The organism is Kitasatospora sp. NPDC001540 (assembly GCF_042894345.1).
GTDB lineage: Bacteria > Actinomycetota > Actinomycetes > Streptomycetales > Streptomycetaceae > Kitasatospora > Kitasatospora phosalacinea_C.
Map to the genome: position 1 here is coordinate 1 of NZ_JBIAVO010000025.1, position 17,970 is coordinate 17,970.

Sequence of the window (17,970 nt, forward strand, 5' to 3'; positions counted from 1 at the left end):
CCAGATCGCCGTGGTCTACAGCGTCACGGTGAGCGCCGGCTCTAAGCTGACGGACGCCGCGACGGGCATGTGCCCCCCCGCCGCTGCCCCCCCGGGGGGCCGCCCCCCCGGGGGGGCGCCCGGCCACCGGCTTTTCCGCGGGCCGCGCTCAGGCGGTCAGCTGGACCTCGGCCACCTCGGTCGCCGAGGGCAGCTCGATGTGCGCGCCCAGGTCGCGCAGCTTGTCCATGAAGTTCTCGTAGCCGCGGTTGATCAGGTCGATGCCGTGCACCGTGGAGGTGCCCTCGGCCGCCAGCGCCGCGATCAGGTACGAGAAGCCGCCGCGCAGGTCGGGGATGACCAGCTCGCCGCCCATCAGCTTGGACGGGCCGGAGACCACCGCGGAGTGCTTGAAGTTGCGCGCCCCGAACCGGCACGGGGTGCCGCCCAGGCACTCGCTGTAGAGCTGGATGTGCGCGCCCATCTGGTTCAGCGCCCCGGTGAAGCCCAGCCGCGACTCGTACACCGTCTCGTGCACGATGGACAGGCCGGCGGCCTGGGTCAGCGCGACCACCAGCGGCTGCTGCCAGTCGGTCTGGAAGCCCGGGTGCACGTCGGTCTCCAGGGCGATCGCCTTGAGCTCGCCGCCCGGGTGCCAGAACCGGATGCCCGCGTCGTCGATCTCGTAGGCGCCGCCGACCTTCCGGAAGGTGTTCAGGAAGGTCATCATCGGGATCTGCTCGGCGCCCCGGACGTAGATGTCGCCCTTGGTGGCCAGCGCCGCGCACGCCCAGGAGGCCGCCTCCAGGCGGTCCGGCAGGGCCCGGTGGGTGTAGCCGTCGAGCTCGTCCACGCCGGTGACCAGGATGGTGCGGTCGGTGCCCAGCGAGATGATCGCGCCCATCTTCTGCAGCACGCAGATCAGGTCGACGATCTCCGGCTCGATCGCGGCGTTGCGCAGCTCGGTGACGCCCTCGGCGAGCACCGCGGTCAGCAGCACCTGCTCGGTCGCGCCGACCGACGGGTAGGGCAGCTCGATCTTCGTGCCGCGCAGTCGCTGGGCGGCCACCAGGTAGGTGCCCTGCGGGTGCTTCTCGATGGTCGCGCCGAACTGGCGCAGCACCTCGAAGTGGAAGTCGACCGGCCGGCCGCCGATGTCGCAGCCGCCCAGGCCCGGGATGAAGGCGTGGCCGAGGCGGTGCAGCAGCGGGCCGCAGAACAGGATCGGGATCCGCGAGGAGCCGGCGTGCGCGTCGATGTCCGCGACGTTGGCGGCCTCCACGTGCGACGGGTCGAGGATCAGCTCGCCGTCCTCGTCGCCGGTGCGGACGGTGACCCCGTGCAGCTGCAGCAGGCCGCGGACGACCTTGACGTCCCGGATGTCCGGCACGTTGCGCAGTCTGCTGGGGCCCTGGCCGAGCAGTGCGGCGACCATGGCCTTGGGGACCAGGTTCTTGGCGCCGCGGATCTGGATCTCGCCTTCGAGCGGGTTTCCGCCGTGGACCAGCAGGACGTCGTCGGTCATCGTTCTCGCAATCCGGGTGCGCAGGAGGTTTTCGGCTGCGGAGTCGGGGGAAGGGCCCCTCGCCACCCCTAGATGGTAGGGGGTGGGCGATTGGTTCCCGTGTGCCCTAATGGTGATCATGCTGTAGGAGCGGCTCCACAGCACCGTCACTGGGCCGTCCGAGTGGCCCGCGCACAGGGTCGTCGGGTGTCCCGGACGGGCCGGTACGGGGCATGATGTCAGACATGGAAGCGGCCCCCTCGCTCACCGGGCGACTGCTCGTGGCGACGCCCGTGCTGACCGACCCGAACTTCGCCAGGTCGGTGGTCCTGCTGCTCGACCACGACGACCAGGGGGCGCTGGGCGTGGTCCTCAACCGGCCCACCCCGGTGGACGTGGCCGCGGTGCTGGACGGCTGGGCGCCGCTGGCGGGCGACCCGCCGGTGCTCTTCCAGGGCGGCCCGGTCGCGCTGGACTCCGCGCTGGCCGTCGCCGTCGTCCCCGGCGAGGAGCACCACGAGGCGCCGCTCGGCTGGCGCCGGGTGCACGGCGCGATCGGCCTGGTGGACCTGGAGGCGCCGCCCGAGGTGCTGGCCGGGGTGCTCGGCGGGATGCGGGTGTTCGCCGGGTACTCGGGCTGGTCGCCCGGGCAGTTGGAGGACGAGATCGCCGAGGGCGCCTGGCACCTGGTCGACTGCGAGGCGGGGGACCTCTCCTGCGCCCGGCCCGACCGGCTCTGGCGGGAGGTGCTGCGCCGTCAGCGCGGCCCGCTGGCGATGCTCGCCACCTATCCCGACGACCCGCTGCTGAACTGAGCCGGGCTCCCGTCCGTGGTGGCCCGGTTCCGGGTGGCCCCCATAGACTTGGCACCCATGAGCACTCTTGAGCCCGAGCGCGGTCTCGGCACCGGCACCCTGGTCGAGCCCGTCCCGCAGACGTCGCACGGGGACGGCGACCACGAGCGCTTCGCCCACTACGTCCAGAAGGACAAGATCATGGAGAGCGCGCTCTCCGGGTCCCCCGTGGTGGCGCTGTGCGGCAAGGTCTGGGTGCCCGGGCGGGACCCGAAGAAGTACCCGGTCTGCCCGATGTGCAAGGAGATCTTCGACGGGCTGAACAACCCCGGCGGGGACGACAAGAAGGACTGACCGCGGGGGCGACCTGCGGGCTTCCTCCCCAACTGGTCTATGCCAGTCGGGGCGGTCCGGGGCAGGATGGGGCGCATGGACCTCATCCCTGCCCCGTTGCGCGTCCAGCCCCGCACCGACGCCCCGCCCTTCGTCCTGCACGCCGGTTCCCGGATCGCCGCCGCCCCCGGCACCGGGGCCGCCGCCCGCCGGCTGCGCGCCGAGCTCTCCGCCGCCACCGGCTTCGACCTCGACCCGGCCCCCGCGGGCGAGGACGGCGACCTGCGGCTGGCCCTCGACCCGGGGCTCGGCGCCGAGGAGTACCGGCTGAGCGCCGACGCCACCGCCGTTCGGCTCACCGGCGGCAGCCCCGCGGGCCTGGCGCACGCCGGGCAGACCCTGCGCCAGTTGCTGGGCCCCGCCGCGTACCGCAGCGCCCCGCTGCCCGGGGCGAGTTGGACGGTGCCCGCGGTGGAGGTCCACGACGCGCCCCGGTTCGGCTGGCGCGGCGCCATGCTCGACGTCGCCCGGCACTTCATGCCCAAGGCCGGGGTGCTGCGCTTCGTCGACCAGCTCGCCGCGCACAAGCTGAACGTCCTGCACCTCCACCTGACCGACGACCAGGGCTGGCGGATCGAGATCCGGCGCTACCCGAAGCTCACCGAGGTCGGCGGCTGGCGCGAGCGCTCGATGGTCGGCTTCCGGGCGGGCGGGCGGCGCGACGACCAGCCGCACGGCGGCTACTACACCCAGGACGACCTGCGCGAGATCGTCGCGTACGCGGCCGCCCGGGGCGTCACCGTCGTCCCCGAGATCGACCTGCCCGGGCACAACCAGGCCGCCATCGCCGCGTACCCCGAGCTCGGCAACACCGACGTGGTCGACACCGCCGCGCTCGGCACCTGGACCGACTGGGGCGTCAGCGAGAACATCCTGAACGCCTCCGAGGCCACCCTGCGCTTCTACGAGCACGTGCTGGAGGAGGTGCTGGAGGTCTTCCCCTCGACCTTCGTGCACCTCGGCGGCGACGAGTGCCCCAAGGACCAGTGGAGGCGCTCCGACGCCGCGCAGGCCCGGATCGCCGAACTCGGCCTCAAGGACGAGTTCGAGCTGCAGAGCCACGTCATCCGGCACTTCGACCGCTGGCTGGCCGAGCGCGGCCGCCGCCTGATCGGCTGGGACGAGATCCTGGAGGGGGGGTTGGCCCCCGGCGCCGCGGTGTCGTCCTGGCGCGGCTACGAGGGCGGGATCGCCGCCGCGAGCGCCGGGCACGACGTGGTGATGTGCCCCGAGCAGCACGTCTACCTCGACCACCGGCAGGCCGACGGCGAGGACGAGCCGGTGCCGGTCGGCTGGGTGCGCACCCTGGAGGACGTCTACCGCTTCGAGCCCGTCCCGCCGCAGCTGGACGCGGCCGCCGCCGCGCACGTCATCGGCGCCCAGGCGAACATCTGGACCGAGTTCATGCCCACCGGCCGGGAGGTCGACTACAAGGCGTTCCCGCGGCTGGCCGCGTTCGCCGAGGTCGCCTGGTCCGACCTGCCGCGCGACCCGGCCGCCCGCGACTGGGCGGACTTCGAGCGCCGGATGGCCGCCCACTACCCGCGGCTGGACGCCCTCGGCATCGAGTACCGCCGCCCGGAGGGCCCGCGCCCCTGGCAGCGCAGGCCCGGCGTCGTCGGCCGCCCGCTGGACGGCCCGCCCGGCCCGTCCGGCGGGGTCGCCGCTCCGTGACGGAGCGTCAGCACGGGGGAACTCCGGGCGGGGCCCGAACGTCATGACCAGGTGAACAACCGATCACCTCGGTCACGACCTGATCGTGGTCGCGTCCGGAGTTGTCCCGAGTTGTTCGGACCTGTCCGCGACCCGGGAAGTGATCAGCGGTCTTTGTGTGCCAGAGTTGCCCAACCCGCACCGATCGCCCGTACCCTACGGGCGGCAGGCCGCACTGCAAATGGAGCACGGTGGGAACCTGGTGAACCGGACGATCATGTTGCCGGCCTCGGTCGACGAGGCGGTCGAAGCGCTGGCCGTCACCCCGGGGGCGGTGCCGGTGGCGGGTGCCACCGACCTGATGGAGGCCGTCAACGCGGGGCGGCTGCGGCCCGCCGCGCTGATCGGACTCGGCCGGATCACCGAACTGCGCGGCTGGCGCTACGAGGACGGCGGCACCGCCGTCCTCGGCGCCGGGCTCACCCACGCCCGGATGGACCGCCCCGACTTCGCCGCGCTCATCCCCGCCCTCGCCGACGCCGCCCGCACCGCCGGGCCCCCGCAGGTGCGCAACGTCGGCACCCTCGGCGGCAACATCGCCACCGCCGCCCCGGCCGGCGACACCCTCCCGGTGCTCGCCGCCCTCGAAGCCACCGCCACCCTCGCCCGGGCCGGCGGCGTCCGCGACGTGCCGATCAGCCACCTGCTCACCGGCCTCGACCCGCTGCGGCCCGGTGAACTCCTCACCTGGGTGCGGGTCCCGCTGCTGCACGCCCCCCAGGTGTTCCTGAAGTCCACCGACCGCAGCGGCCCGGCCCGCGCCACCGCCTCCGTCGCCCTCGTCCTCGACCCCGCCCGGCGCGGCGTGCGCTGCGCCGTCGGCGCCGTCGCCCCCGTCCCGCTGCGGCCGCTGGAGGCCGAGAGCTGGGTGGCCGGGTGCATCGACTGGGAGGCCCGCGGCGCCGAGGGCGCGGTCCTGATCGACCCCGCCGCGCTCGCCGCCTTCGGCGAGTACGTGGCCGGGGCGTGCGTGCCCGAGGGCGGGGCACACGGAGAGGGGGCGGGCGCTGCCGCGGCCCGGCTGCGGCGTACCGTGGCGGTGCTGGCCCGCAGGGCACTGGGAAGGGCGCTCAAGTGACGGACGAACTGCTGAACCACCCCGGGGCGCTCACCGGCGACGTGCGCCCCACCGCCTCGTACACGCTGCGCGTCAACGGCGTCGAACGGCCCGTCACCGACGCCTGGATCGGCGAGAGCCTGCTCTACGTGCTGCGCGAGCGGCTCGGCCTGGCCGGCGCCAAGGACGGCTGCCAGCAGGGCGAGTGCGGGGCCTGCTCGGTGCAGGTCGACGGGCAGCTGGTCAACGGCTGCCTGGTGCCCGCCGCGCTCGCCGCCGACAGCGAGATCGGCACCGTCGAGGGCCTCTCCGGCGCGGGCGGCGCCAGCGACGTCCAGCAGGCGCTCGCCGACTCCGGCGCCGTCCAGTGCGGCTACTGCACCCCCGGCCTCGCGATGGCCGTGCACGACCTGCTGCAGCGCAACCACCGCCCCGGCGAGGTGGAGGCCCGCCAGGCGCTGTGCGGCAACCTGTGCCGCTGCACCGGCTACCGCGGCGCGCTCGCCGCCGTCCAGGCCGTCGCCGACGCCCGCGAGGCCGCCCTCGAAGCCGAACTCGACGCCGCCGAACAGGCCGCCGCCGCGGGCCCGGCCGCCGAACCCCCCGCCGCGGCCCCGCCGCAGCCCGACCACGGCGCCGAACTCCCGCTGTACGCCGACTCCGAGCTCTGGCACGAGGCCGACCAGCTGATCCCCGCCCAGCCGCAGGGCGAGACCCCGCGCACCGGCGGCTACGCCTACCCGCCCACCCCGCCGCACGGCACCCCCGTCCCGGCCGACTGGCAGCACGCCCCCGGCGAGCCCCTCGGCGCCCAGACCACCGACCCGTTCGGCACCGTCACGTACCGGGACGCGGGCCCCTACGACGGCACCGTCTACGCCACCGACGGCTACGGCACCCAGTACCCCGGCCACGACGCCACTCCCGCCCACGGCATCCGCCTCCCCGAGGACGAGAACGCATGACCTCCGCCACCGAGCTCCCGGCGCCCGCCCCCGCGGACCCCGGGACGGGCACCACCGGCCTCGGCACCTCCCCGCTGCGCACCGACGCCCTGCCCAAGGCCCTCGGCATCTACCCGTACGCCGCCGACCTGTGGGCCGAGGGGCTGCTCTGGGGCGCCGTGCTGCGCTCCCCGCACCCGCACGCCCGCATCGTCTCGGTCGACACCGCCCCCGCCCTCGCCATCCCCGGCGTGCACGCCGTGGTCACCGCCGCCGACCTGCCCGCGGGCCCCGACGGCACCCCCGACGGCGCCCCCGCCGGGCCGGTCACCGCCGACCGCCCGGTGCTGGCCGCGGGCGTCGTGCGGCACCACGGCGAACCCGTCGCCGCCGTCGCCGCCGACCACCCCGACACCGCCCGGCTCGCCGCCGCCGCGATCCTCGTCGAGTACGAGCCGCTGGAGCCCGTCACCGACCCCGAGGCCGCCTTCCACGCCCCCCCGCTGCACCCCGACGGCAACCTGCTGCGACACCTGCCGCTGCGCACCGGCGACCCCGACGCGGTCGGCGCGATCGTCGTCGAGGGCCTCTACCAGGTCGGCCGCCAGGACCCGGCCCCGATCGGCGCCGAGGCCGGCCTCGCCGTGCCCCGCCCCGACGGCGGCGTCGAACTGCACCTGTCCTCCACCGACCCGCACGGCGACCGCGACCGCACCGCCGCCCGCCTCGGCATCGACCCCGACCGGGTCCGGCTCGTCGTCACCGGCGTGCCCGGCGCCACCACCGACCGCGAGGACCTCTCCTTCCAGGTCACCCTCGCGCTGCTCGCGCTGCGCACCGGCCGCCCGGTCAAGATGACCCTCACCCGGGCCGAGTCCTTCCAGGCCCACACCACCCGCCACCCCGCCCTGCTGCGCTACCGCCACCACGCCGACGCCGAGGGCCGGCTGGTCAAGGTCGAGGCGCAGATCCTGCTCGACGGCGGCGCCTACGCCGACGTCTCCGCCGAGGCGCTGGCCTCCGCCGTCGCCTTCTCGGTCGGCCCCTACACCTGCCCCAACGTCTTCGTCGACGCCTGGGCGGTGCGCACCAACAACCCGCCGGCCGGCCGGATGCGCGGCGAGGGCGCCCTGCAGACCTGCTTCGCGTACGAGTCGCAGCTCGACCAGCTCGCCAAGCAGCTGGGCATCGACCCGGTGGAGATCCGCCGCCGCAACGCCATGACCACCGGCGACCCGCTGCCCACCGGCCAGGCCGTCACCTGCCCCGCCCCGGTCAAGGCCCTGCTCGACGCCCTCGACACCACCCCGCTGCCCGCCCTCCCGCTCGACGACCCCGAGGCCGACTGGCTGCTGCCCGGCGGCCCCGGCGGCGCGGGCGACCCCGCCGCGGTGCGGCGCGGCATCGGCTACGCGGTGGGCATGGTGCACATGCTCGGCGCCGAGGGCGAGGACGAGGTCGCCACCGCGACCGTCCGGGTCTCCGGCGACCACGCCACCGTCATCTGCGCCGCCGTCGACTCCGGGCAGGGCTTCGCCACCCTGGCCCGGCAGATCGTGCAGAGCGTGCTCGGCGTCAGCGAGGTCTACATCGCGCCCGTCGACTCCGACCAGTCCGCGGCCGGCCCGTCCGCCCGCAGCCGCCACACCTGGGTCTCCGGCGGCGCCGTCGAGCGGGCCGCGCTGATGGTCCGCCACCAGATGCTGCAGCCGATCGCCGCCGACTTCGGGATGTCCGTCGAACTGCTCACCATCAACGACGGGAAGATCACCTCGTACGACGGGGTGCTCGGCATGCCGGTCAGCGAGGCGCTGGAGGGCCGCGAGCTCTGGGCCACCGCCCAGTGCCGCCCGCACCCCACCGAACCGCTCGACCCGGAGACCGGGCAGGGCGACGCCTTCGTCTCCATCGCGTTCTGCGCGATGCGCGCCGTCGTCGACGTGGACATCGAGCTCGGCGCCGTCCGGGTCGTCGACGTCACGGTCGCGCAGGAGGTCGGCCGGGCCCTGAACCCCCGGCAGATCGAGGACCGGATCGAGGGCGCCGTCGCCCAGGGCGTCGGGCTCGCCCTGCTGGAGAACCTGCGCACCGAGGGCGGCGTCCCCGTCAACGCCTCGCTCACCGGCTACCGGCTCCCCACCGCGCTGGACACCCCCGACGTCCGGATCGCCGCCCTGCTGGAGGAGCGCGACGTGGTCGCCCCCTTCGGCGCCAAGGCGGTCAGCGCCGTGCCCGCCGTGGTCGCCCCCGCCGCGGTCGCGGCCGCCGTCCGCGCCGCCACCGGGCTGCCGGTCGGGCGGCTGCCGATCCCGCCGGAGGACGCCATCGTGCCGGCCTGACGGGCCGCGCGGCCGGGCCCGTCAGCGCTTGGCGGGCACGGCCGTACGGACGTGCATCGCCCAGGCCGTCTGGAACTGCGCCAGGGGCTGGCCGGTCGCCACGACGATCTGCTGCTCGTACTCCTTCGGCCGCTCGTACTGCGCGGCCACGAACGCGAACACCTTGGCGTCGCCGTACTTCGACGCCATGAACCGCAGCGCGTCGCCGGACAGCGTGTAGTTCGCCGTCCGGCGGTCGGCGTCGGCGGCGTAGAACTCGTCGCCGTTGCCCGGCAGTCGGCCGTCGAAGGGGACCTCCTTCAGGTACGCGTTCAGCTCGTCGCGGGCCAGCGAGTCCTTGCCGCGCAGCGCCATGTACTCCGCGAAGCCCTCGGAGACCCAGTCGCGCGGGCCGTCCGCCCCGTCGAAGCCGCCCGAGGTGGTGAGCAGCGGGGCGACGATCGCGTGCGCCATCTCGTGCCGGCCGATGTCCGTCACGCCATCCCGCCACTGGTCGCCGGTGAAGCGGCTGCCGGTGGTGTCCATCACGATCCGGCTGCCGCCGATCAGCAGTTCGCCGTCGCCCGTCTTCGGCCTCGGCGCGGCCTGCATCGGCATGTTGACGCCCGCCTCCAGGCTGTCGTCCGGCTTCCCGTCGCCCCGGTACAGCTTGTTGTAGACGTCCCGGTTCTTCTCCAGCACCACGAAGAACCCGCTCGCCGCCTTCCGCTCGCCGGTCGGCGCCGGACCGTACTTCTGCCAGGCCGCCAGGTCGTCCGCCGCCGCCCGCGCCAGGACGTCCACGTCCCGGTTCAGCTCGGCGGTCTGTCCCTTGTCCGACATCACCACCAGGTGGTCGCGGACCTGCACCGCCAACTCGTCGTACGCGTCCCACGGGGCCGGGTAGTAGCCGAAGCCGGTCTCCTTGCCCCGGTTGTCCTTCACCCCGCCGACCTCGGTGACCACCTCGTCCACCCCCGGCGGCGGGCCCGCCATCGCGTCCGAGTCCGACCCCGACTCGGCGGACAGCACCTTCCACCCGTACTGCTCGGTGATCGGGAAGTTGTCCACTCCCTTCACCTGGTGCACGAAGTCCACCGTCAACTGGCCGTCCAACGTCAGGCCCGGCTCCCAACGCGCCGTCTCCCACGGGATCTTGACCAGGTTGCGGAACACCAGCCGCTGCTTCTCCTTCGTCGCCCCGGCCGCGAACGGCTTGACGAACGCCTCCTCGTCCTTCGCCGCCAACGCCGCCGTCAGCCCCTCCGTCACCTTCTCCCACGCCTTGCCGCCCCCCGACGACGACAACGGCGGCTGCACCGGCGCCCGCTGCCGCGCCACGTGCAACAGCACCGCCCCACCCGCCGCCACCACTCCCAGCGCCACCACCAGCACCACCCCCGCGCACGCCAACTTCCGCCCCGCCCCGCCCCGCCGCACCGGCTGCGGGGCCCCGTACGGCGGGAACGGCTGCTGCTGCTGCGGGAAGTGCGGCGGGAACTGCTGCGGGAACACCGGCCCGGACGGACCCTGTGGGTACGGCGGCTGCTGCTGGTACGGCGACTGCTGGTAGGGCGGCACCGGCTGCCCCGCACCGGACACGCCGGACTGCGGCGGGTACGTCACAAGATCCCCCTGGATGAACGACGCGCCATTCATAGCACAGCCCTCCACCACCCCCACCGGCCTTTTCCCTCCGCACCGGTGCGTGGACGATACGATCCCCCCACCCACGCCCCGGGGGAGGGGCGGGACACCGAACGGGGGGACACCCATGACGGTCGACCGGGACACGCGAACGCCGGGGACGCGAACGCCGGGAACGCGGACACCGAGGGCGGCGGCGACCGCACGGGCCGCGCTGAGCGCCCTGGCCGGGCTGCTCCTGCCGCTCCTGCTGCTCCTGCTGTTCGGCGCCGCACCGACGGCGTCGGCGGACCAGGTGCGGGACGCGCAGTGGACGAACGCGTACTTCGGGCTGGACCGGGTGTGGTCGGTCAGCAAGGGCGACGGCGTGATCGTCGCGGTGATCGACACCGGCGTGGACGCCTCGCACCCCGACCTCACGGGTTCGGTGCTGCCCGGCTACGACCCGAGCGGGGCCGGGCAGGACAAGCGGCCGTCGGATCCCCACGGCACGAACATGGCCGGCCTCATCGTCGGGCACGGGCACGGGAACGGGGCGGGCGTCCTCGGCCTCGCGCCCGGTGCGAAGGTCCTTCCGCTCTACCGGGAGACCGCCGCCGGCGGCGACGCGATCCCGGAGGACATCAAGTGGGCGGTCGACCACGGAGCCAAGGTCATCAACCTCTCGCAGGCCGGCGTCGGCGAGCCGAAGGGGAACTCGGCGCTGACCGAGGCGGTCGCCTACGCCGTCCAGCACGACGTACTGATCGTCGCGGGCGCCGGCAACGACGGCCGGGGCAAGGTCGCCAGCCCGGCGAACGAACCCGGCGTACTCGCGGTGGGAGCGACCGACAGGACGGGCGCGATCTGGCCGAAGTCCAACTACGGCCCGCAGATGATGCTGACGGCCCCCGGAGTGGGAGTCGTCTCCGCCGGTTCCTGCAAGGGCAACCAGTACTGCATCGGGGACGGGACCTCGGACTCCACCGCCTTCACCTCCGCCACGGCGGCACTGGTCCGGGCGAAGTACCCGAACCTGACGGCGGGCCAGGTCGCCAACCGCCTGATCCGCACAGCGAAGACCCCGGCGACCCTGCAGGGATCCCAACTTCCCGACCCCCACTACGGCTACGGAATCCTCTCCCCGTACGACGCCCTGACCGCCGACATCCCGCCCGGCCCCGCCCAGGGCCCGCTGGGCGCCACCGCCGACACCCCCGCGAACGCGGCCCCGCCGACACCCCCGGCCGCCACCACCAGGCCCGCCTCCGGCAGCGCCACCCCCGTCCTCCTCCTCGCGGCCGTCGGCGGCGGCGTCCTCCTCCTGCTCGTCGTGACCGTCATCGCCGTCACCGTCTCCCGCGGCCGCCGCCGCCATCCGGCCCCGCCCGCCCCGCCCGCCCCGCCGTTCCCGTACCCCGTGCCACCCGGCCAGCAGCAGCTGCCGTACGGACCGCCACCGGTGGCACCGCCTGGGTACCCGTATCAGCAGACGCCGCATCAGCAACCGCACCAGGGCGGCAGTTGGCAGTAGGTCATGATCAGGTGAAATGTGGTGTGCCTGTCACGACAGCCCGGTGCTCGAGCGAAGGGCGGACGATACGATCGGACCGTCCCACGTTCCGGGGGCGCTGCGAGAACGAACGGGCTGTCGATCGACTGACGGGGTACTGATGACGCTGACCAAAGCCTTGCGCGTGCTCGGCGCGACGACACTGACCGGGGCCCTGCTGTTCAGCGCCGCACCGACGGCGTCGGCGGACCAGGTGCGGGACGCGCAGTGGACGAACGCGTACTTCGACCTGGACAAGGTGTGGTCGGTCAGCAAGGGCGACGGCGTGACCGTCGCAGTGATCGACTCCGGTGTCGATGCCTCGCACCCGGACCTCGCGGGGTCGGTGCTGCCCGGTTACGACCCGGGCGGCCGGGGGCTCAACACGAAACCCACGGACGACCACGGCACTTCGATGGCAGGAATCATCGCGGCGCACGGCCACGGCAACGGGGACGGTGTGGTCGGCCTGGCGCCGGGCGCGAAGATCCTCCCCGTCTACAAGGGGAAGCAGGACGGTACCAGCGCCGTTCCCGAGGGCATCAAGTGGGCGGTCGACCACGGTGCCAAGGTCATCAACCTCTCCCTGGGAACCAGCGCGCAGGCAGGTTCCCGGTCCGCGTTGACGGAAGCGGTCGCGTACGCGGCGGAGCACGACGTGCTCATCGTGGGGGCGGCCGGCAACGAGTCGCTCAAGACCGTGGACAGCCCGGGCAACGAGCCCGGCGTGCTCGCCGTGACCGCGGTGGACAAGAACGGCGCGATCTGGCCCCGGGCGAACTCCGGAGCCGAGGTGCGGATCGCCGCTCCCGGCGTGGACATCGTCATCGCCTGCGCGGACGGGAAGTACTGCATCGGTGACGGCACGTCGGAAGCGACCGCGTACGTCTCTGGTGCAGCCGCCCTCATCCGGGCGAAGTATCCGCAGCTGACCGCGGGACAGGTGGCGAACCGGCTGGTCAAGACGGTGCAGCTACCGACCTCGCTGCAGGGGGCGAAGCTGCCCGACCCACACTACGGCTACGGGATTCTGTCGCTGTACGACGCCCTGACCAAGGACGTCCCCGCGGGCCCGTCGCAGGGCCCGCTCACCGGCGCATTCGCCGCGACCCCGGCGCCGGCCACCACGTCCGGGGCCACGACCGGAGCCGCCGGTAGTGGCGGAGCGGGCCCGGCCAGTCCCCTTCCGTCCCTCCAGCCGGTGCCCGGCAAGGACGCCGTGAAGTCCTCCGGCAGCGGTGCCGTGGTCCTGGTCGCGGCCGTCGGCGGAATCCTCGTGCTGCTGGTCGTCGTCGTGATCGTGGTGGCCACTGCCCGCCGTCGTCGGGCGGCTTCCGTGCCTCCGCCCGTCCAGCCGCCGTACGGTGCCGCTCCTGGCTGGCCGCAGGCCCCGCCGCAGTACGGCTCCCAGGGGCAGCCGGCGCCTCCGCAGCAGTACGGAGGCCAGGTTGCGCCGCCCGGGTACCCCCCGCAGCAGAATCCCTATGGCCATGGCGGCGGTCAACCTCCGCGCTGACGGTCTATGGGGGTCTGCCGCCCGCAGGCGATAACATTGAACGTTGCAGCCAACTCGGCTCTGCTGTCTGTTGGTTGAGCATGCGCACGGGGAAGAACTGAAACCCTCCAGGGGGAGGAGAGAATCGCATGGCGGACGGATACCGGGTCAACACCGACGAGTTGGAAGCAGTCGTGAAACGGCTGCGGACGATTCAGCAGAACATGGCCCAGACTTCTGACAGAAGCAGGTACGGCACCGTTGCCTCCGAGTCGGACTTCGGTTCCAACTTCGCCCAAGCGGCGAACCTGCACACGGCGCACCAGCGGATGCAGGACTGGCTCACCTACAACATCAACAATTTGAACAACCTGATCAACGAGTTCGGGGACAAGACCCAGACCGTGAACGAGGCGTACCGGGGCCTGGAAACGGACGGAGCGGCCAACATGGCGCAATTCCAGCAGAGGTTGGGCTGATCAGATGGCAACGGGGAAGTACAACTTCGATCAGCAGGCGCTCATCCCGCTCAAGGCCATGGTCTCGAACTCGCGGCCCGACACCCTTGCCGCGGTCGCCGAGCACTGGGGTACGGCGAGCGCGGATCTCAGGGCCGCGGCAGACGACCTGCAGCGGGCCGTCGAGCACGCGAGGGCGAACTGGGAAGGCGCGGCGGCCGACGGCTTCTCCGCCAAGGCTGCGCAGATCCAGGAGAGCCTGGTCAACACGGCGGACCACGCGGCCAGGACTTCGTCGGCGATGCAGATGGCCGCGAGCGCCTTGCAGGCGACCAAGGACCAGATGAGCCAGATCACCGTCCCGAGCCATTTCGAGAGCGGGATGAAGTTCCTCGGCGATTTGGGCGACCGGTCGGACGCCCAGTTCAAGGCTGACCTGGCGAGCGGCATGAACCGGTTCGACGCCGTCAACAAGAACTACGACGAGCTTTCGGCCACGGAGATCCAGCACCAGTACGCGATCGGAACGATGGAGTACCTGGCGCCGTACTACGAGGCCGCCGTCGATGAGATGCCTCCGCCGCCGGTCGATGGGCCGGTCGAAGGAGGCGAGGGCGGAACGCGTAGGCCGTACCCGCCGCCGCCGGATGGTGGCGGGAACCTCCCGCCGGTCGTCAAGCCGCCCACGATGCTGCCGCCCAAGGAGCCGCCGCAGCAGACCACCCCGCCCAAGCAGGTGTCGCCCGGCCTGCCCGGGATCCCGGATCCGACCTCGCCCGGGCACCCGACGACGCCCGGGATCCCCCCGGTGTCGACGCTGCCCGCGCCCGGGCACCCGACGTCGCCGACGAGTCCGGGGACGTGGATCGACGGGGTCAACCTGCCGCCTTCGGTGGGGGTGCCGTTCACGCCCGGGGCCGAGCTGCCCGGTGGGGTGGGGACGTTGCCGGGGGGTGGTGTCGGCGGTGGTGGTGCCGGCGGTGGTGGTGGGATCGGTGGTGGCGGGTTCCTGCCGGGGGTCGGTGGGGGCGGTTACGCGACCGGTGGTGGTGGTCTCGGCGGCGGCCGGGTGTCCGGCGGTGGGCTGGCGGGGACCACGGGGGCCGGTGGTGGCCGGACGGCTGGTGGTTCGGGTGCTGCGGGGTCGGCGGGCCGGGGGGTTGCCGGTGGCGCCGGGGCCGCGGGTGCCGGGGCCGGCGGGGCCGCGGGTGGTCGCGGGGCCGCGGGTGCCGGTGGGATGGGCGGCATGCACGGTGGTGGTGCCGGTGGTGCGCGGGGCGGTGCCGGGGGCAAGAGCGGCGGCAGCGGTCTGGTGCGCAAGGCCGGTGGCACGATCGGCGGGGCCAAGGCGGCCGGTGCCGGTGGACGGGCGTTCACCGAGGGCGGGTCGGGCATCGGGAAGGGGCGGGCCGGGCAGGCGGGCGCGTCCGGGATGCACGGCGGCTCGGGCAGCGGCGGCAGCAAGAAGAAGGGCCAGGGGCACCGTCCCGACTACCTGGTCGAGGACGAGGACACCTGGCGCGGTGGCGAGGCCAACCCCGGCGTCATCGAGTAGTCGGGCGCACGGTCGGGCCCGGGCGGGCGTCGGCGGCGGTCCTGGGGACCGCGGTCGGCGCCCGTCGCCGTTCCTGGCGGGAAAGGAGTACAGGAATTCCCGTGGAAAAGGAAAAGGGCAGCAGAATTCACCGGGCGGCCCGTTCCGGGAGAAAGGGGCGACCGGTGAATTCCGGGCGGAGACCATGACGGGAATCGAACCCGCGTAAACCGTTTTGCAGACGGTTCCCTGAACCACTCGGGCACATGGTCGTGGAGTGGAGCGAGCCGACGGGAGTCGGCAGGCAGGCGTCAACGGGCCTGCGGCTGGGGATGGTTGCGACTCAGGCGCAACAGCTGCAACGACAGGAACACGCGCAGCCGGGGCAGGGGGCACAGGTGCGGGGCGCCGCGGGGGCCACCGTCTTCCTGTTCATCGCCATCTCCTGTCGCGGGGTACGGACTGCGCCGGATTCGTTCCGGTGAATTCACTATAGCGGGCGCCGCCGGGTCCGCGTCAATATTCGACCGTGAATTCCGTGTGTCGGCGTCGTGCTACCGTCGAAGGAGAGGCGGCCGTTCGCGGCGGCCCCGGACGAGGTGCGTCGTACCCGGCACGACAAGACGGCGCGGTAGGTGTTTCGACTACTGCGGAGGAGTCCGTCGTCATGGCCTGGGTGGTTCTGATCGTTGCCGGGGTGCTGGAGACCGTGTGGGCGGTGGCGCTGGAGGCGTCCAAGGGGTTCTCGCGGCTGGTGCCGAGCGTGGTGTTCGCAGTGGCGCTGGCGCTGTCGATGGGCGGGCTGGCGTACGCGATGCGGTCGATCCCGCTGGGGACGGGGTACGCGGTGTGGGTGGGCATCGGCGCGGTGGGCACCGCGCTGTACGGCATGGCGGCGATGGGGGACGCGGTGAGCGCGGCCCGGATCACCTGCCTGGTACTGATCCTGTCCGGGGTGGTCGGGCTCAAGGTGCTCCACTAGCCCTCGGAGCGGGTCCTAGGGCCGGGGGAGGAGGTCACGATCCGCCTGCAGGTCAGGATCGAAATGCGGATATGGCACTTACCATGTCTCAGTGACCAGCACTTCCCCGGCCGAAACGGCGGCACCCGCGCACCCCCTCCCCGACGGCACCGGCAGCGACGACGGCACCGGCGGGGTGCTCAGCGGCCCCTGGCGGGCGCTCACCCTGGGCATCGTGTCGGTGGTGCTGCTGCTGGCCTTCGAGGCGACGGCGGTGAACACCGCGATGCCGACGGCCGCCCAGCAGCTCGACGGGATCGGCCTGTACGCCTTCGCGTTCTCCGCGTACTTCACCACCACGCTGCTGGCGATGGTGGTCTCCGGCCAGTGGTGCGACCGCAGCGGCCCGCTCGCCCCGCTGTTCAGCGGCATCGCGGTGTTCGCGGCGGGCCTGGTGACGGCCGGCACGGCGGTGAACATGTGGATGTTCGTCGCGGGCCGGGCGGTGCAGGGCCTGGGCGGCGGCCTGGTGATCGTCGCGCTGTACGTGGTGGTCGGCCGGGCGTTCCCGGAGCGGCTGCGGCCCTCGGTGTTCGCGGCGTTCTCGGCGGCCTGGGTGCTGCCCTCGATCCTCGGCCCGGTGATCTCCGGCGCGGTCACCCAGCACCTCGGCTGGCGCTGGGTGTTCCTCGCCGTGCCGGTGCTGGTGCTGCTCCCGCTCGCGGTGATGGGCCCGGCGCTGCGCCGCTCGGAGCTGCGTCCTTCGGAGGGGCCTCAGCCGCCGCTGCGGACCGGCGCGTACGACTGGCGGCGCACCCGGGACGCGGCGATGGTCGCGCTCGGCGCGGCGCTGCTGCAGTACGCGGGCCAGCGGCTGGACGGCTGGGCGCCGCTGCCCGCGGTGGCGGGGGCGGCGCTGCTGGGCCCGGCGGCGCTGCGGCTGCTGCCGCGCGGCACGCTGCGGGCGGTGCGCGGGCTGCCGACGGTGATCCTGCTGCGCGGGATCGCGGCGGGCGCGTTCTTCGCGTCCGAGCTGTTCATCCCGCTGATGATGCAGACCCAGCGCGGGCTGTCGGTGACGATGGCGGGCCTGACGCTGGCGCCGGGCGGGCTGTCCTGGGCGTTCGGCTCCTGGCTGCAGGGGCGGCCGGGCGCGGAGCGGCACCGCGGGGCGCTGATCCGGATCGGGTTCGTGTCGACGGCGGTGGCGGTCGGCGGGGCGGCGCTGGTGCTGTTCCCGGCGGTGCCGGTGTGGGTGACCGCGGTGTTCTGGGGGATCGGCGGCGCCGGGATGGGCCTGGCGATCGCCAGCATCAGCGTGCTGATGATGAAGCTGTCCAAGCCGGAGGAGACCGGTGGGAACTCGGCGGCCCTGCAGCTCAGCGACGCCCTGGGCAACGTGCTGCTGACCGGCCTGGCGGGCGTCCTGTTCGCGGCCCTGGGCGGCGGTGCGGTCGGTGCGGCGGCCCACGGCGCGGACGGCGGGGCGGCCCTCCCCGCGGGGGCGTTCGCCGCGGTGTTCCTGACCATGCCGGTGGTCGCGCTGTTCGGCGCGCTGCTGTCGGGCCGGGCGACGGCGAAGGCCGGAGCCTGACGAACGGCTCCGGCCGGGTACGAGGGGGGAACGGGAGGGGAGCGGCGG

14 protein-coding genes, 1 tRNA gene and 1 riboswitch are annotated in these 17,970 nt (G+C 73.6%); of the genes, 12 read left to right on the forward strand and 3 right to left on the reverse strand.

Features of this window, described 5'->3' with window-relative positions:
• Positions 1-148: 148 nt before the first annotated feature.
• Positions 149-1,504: a UDP-N-acetylglucosamine 1-carboxyvinyltransferase gene (murA, locus tag ACFY00_RS25900; RefSeq protein WP_388033954.1), complete on the reverse strand. Its 1,356-nt coding sequence runs from the start codon at positions 1,502-1,504 to the stop codon at positions 149-151.
• 215 nt (positions 1,505-1,719) lie between these two features.
• Here murA and ACFY00_RS25905 point away from each other — a divergent pair, with 215 nt between their 5' ends.
• From ACFY00_RS25905 to ACFY00_RS25930, 6 genes are all read left to right on the forward strand, one after another.
• Positions 1,720-2,298 (forward strand): YqgE/AlgH family protein, encoded by a 579-nt coding sequence (locus ACFY00_RS25905; protein ID WP_388033955.1) that lies wholly within the window; start codon positions 1,720-1,722, stop codon positions 2,296-2,298.
• Positions 2,299-2,355: 57 nt separating this feature from the next.
• Positions 2,356-2,631 carry a DUF3039 domain-containing protein gene (locus ACFY00_RS25910; RefSeq protein WP_030459614.1) on the forward strand — a complete coding sequence of 92 codons (276 nt, stop codon included), beginning with the start codon at positions 2,356-2,358 and terminating at the stop codon, positions 2,629-2,631.
• A gap of 75 nt (positions 2,632-2,706) precedes the next feature.
• Positions 2,707-4,344 carry a beta-N-acetylhexosaminidase gene (locus ACFY00_RS25915; RefSeq protein ID WP_388033956.1) on the forward strand — a complete coding sequence of 546 codons (1,638 nt, stop codon included), beginning with the start codon at positions 2,707-2,709 and terminating at the stop codon, positions 4,342-4,344.
• A 220-nt stretch (positions 4,345-4,564) separates the two neighbouring features.
• Positions 4,565-5,461 (forward strand): FAD binding domain-containing protein, encoded by an 897-nt coding sequence (locus ACFY00_RS25920; RefSeq protein WP_388033957.1) that lies wholly within the window; start codon positions 4,565-4,567, stop codon positions 5,459-5,461.
• Positions 5,458-6,405 carry a (2Fe-2S)-binding protein gene (locus tag ACFY00_RS25925; RefSeq protein WP_388033958.1) on the forward strand — a complete coding sequence of 316 codons (948 nt, stop codon included), beginning with the start codon at positions 5,458-5,460 and terminating at the stop codon, positions 6,403-6,405. The genes ACFY00_RS25920 and ACFY00_RS25925 overlap by 4 nt, the downstream gene beginning before the upstream one ends.
• Positions 6,402-8,723, forward strand: coding sequence for a xanthine dehydrogenase family protein molybdopterin-binding subunit (locus ACFY00_RS25930; RefSeq protein WP_388033959.1), 2,322 nt, complete (start codon positions 6,402-6,404; stop codon positions 8,721-8,723). The genes ACFY00_RS25925 and ACFY00_RS25930 overlap by 4 nt, the downstream gene beginning before the upstream one ends.
• A 21-nt stretch (positions 8,724-8,744) precedes the next feature.
• On the opposite strand, the gene ACFY00_RS25935 is transcribed toward ACFY00_RS25930, so the two are convergent.
• Positions 8,745-10,361 (reverse strand): hypothetical protein, encoded by a 1,617-nt coding sequence (locus ACFY00_RS25935; RefSeq protein ID WP_388033960.1) that lies wholly within the window; start codon positions 10,359-10,361, stop codon positions 8,745-8,747.
• Positions 10,362-10,476: 115 nt separating this feature from the next.
• On the opposite strand from ACFY00_RS25935, the gene ACFY00_RS25940 reads away from it, so the two are divergent.
• From ACFY00_RS25940 to ACFY00_RS25955, 4 genes are all read left to right on the forward strand, one after another.
• Entirely contained in the window at positions 10,477-11,862 is a 1,386-nt protein-coding gene (locus tag ACFY00_RS25940; RefSeq protein WP_388033961.1) for a S8 family serine peptidase, read from the forward strand.
• A gap of 139 nt (positions 11,863-12,001) precedes the next feature.
• The gene (locus ACFY00_RS25945) at positions 12,002-13,396 is read left to right on the forward strand and encodes a S8 family serine peptidase (protein WP_388033962.1); all 1,395 of its coding nucleotides are present in this window, start codon (positions 12,002-12,004) and stop codon (positions 13,394-13,396) included.
• Positions 13,397-13,524: 128 nt separating this feature from the next.
• Entirely contained in the window at positions 13,525-13,854 is a 330-nt protein-coding gene (locus tag ACFY00_RS25950) for a hypothetical protein (RefSeq protein ID WP_388033963.1), read from the forward strand.
• Positions 13,855-13,858: 4 nt separating this feature from the next.
• Entirely contained in the window at positions 13,859-15,388 is a 1,530-nt protein-coding gene (locus ACFY00_RS25955; RefSeq protein ID WP_388033964.1) for a PPE domain-containing protein, read from the forward strand.
• Between the two features lie 179 nt (positions 15,389-15,567).
• Here the strand turns inward: ACFY00_RS25955 and ACFY00_RS25960 are convergent.
• Positions 15,568-15,639 (reverse strand) — tRNA-Cys (locus ACFY00_RS25960).
• Positions 15,640-15,937: 298 nt separating this feature from the next.
• Positions 15,938-16,000, forward strand: a riboswitch (guanidine-III (ykkC-III) riboswitch).
• Between the two features lie 34 nt (positions 16,001-16,034).
• On the opposite strand from ACFY00_RS25960, the gene ACFY00_RS25965 reads away from it, so the two are divergent.
• Positions 16,035-16,349 (forward strand): multidrug efflux SMR transporter, encoded by a 315-nt coding sequence (locus ACFY00_RS25965; RefSeq protein WP_285737423.1) that lies wholly within the window; start codon positions 16,035-16,037, stop codon positions 16,347-16,349.
• 91 nt (positions 16,350-16,440) lie between these two features.
• Complete coding sequence (locus ACFY00_RS25970; protein ID WP_388033965.1) at positions 16,441-17,922, forward strand: MFS transporter; 1,482 nt, start codon at positions 16,441-16,443, stop codon at positions 17,920-17,922.
• Positions 17,923-17,970: the final 48 nt, after the last annotated feature.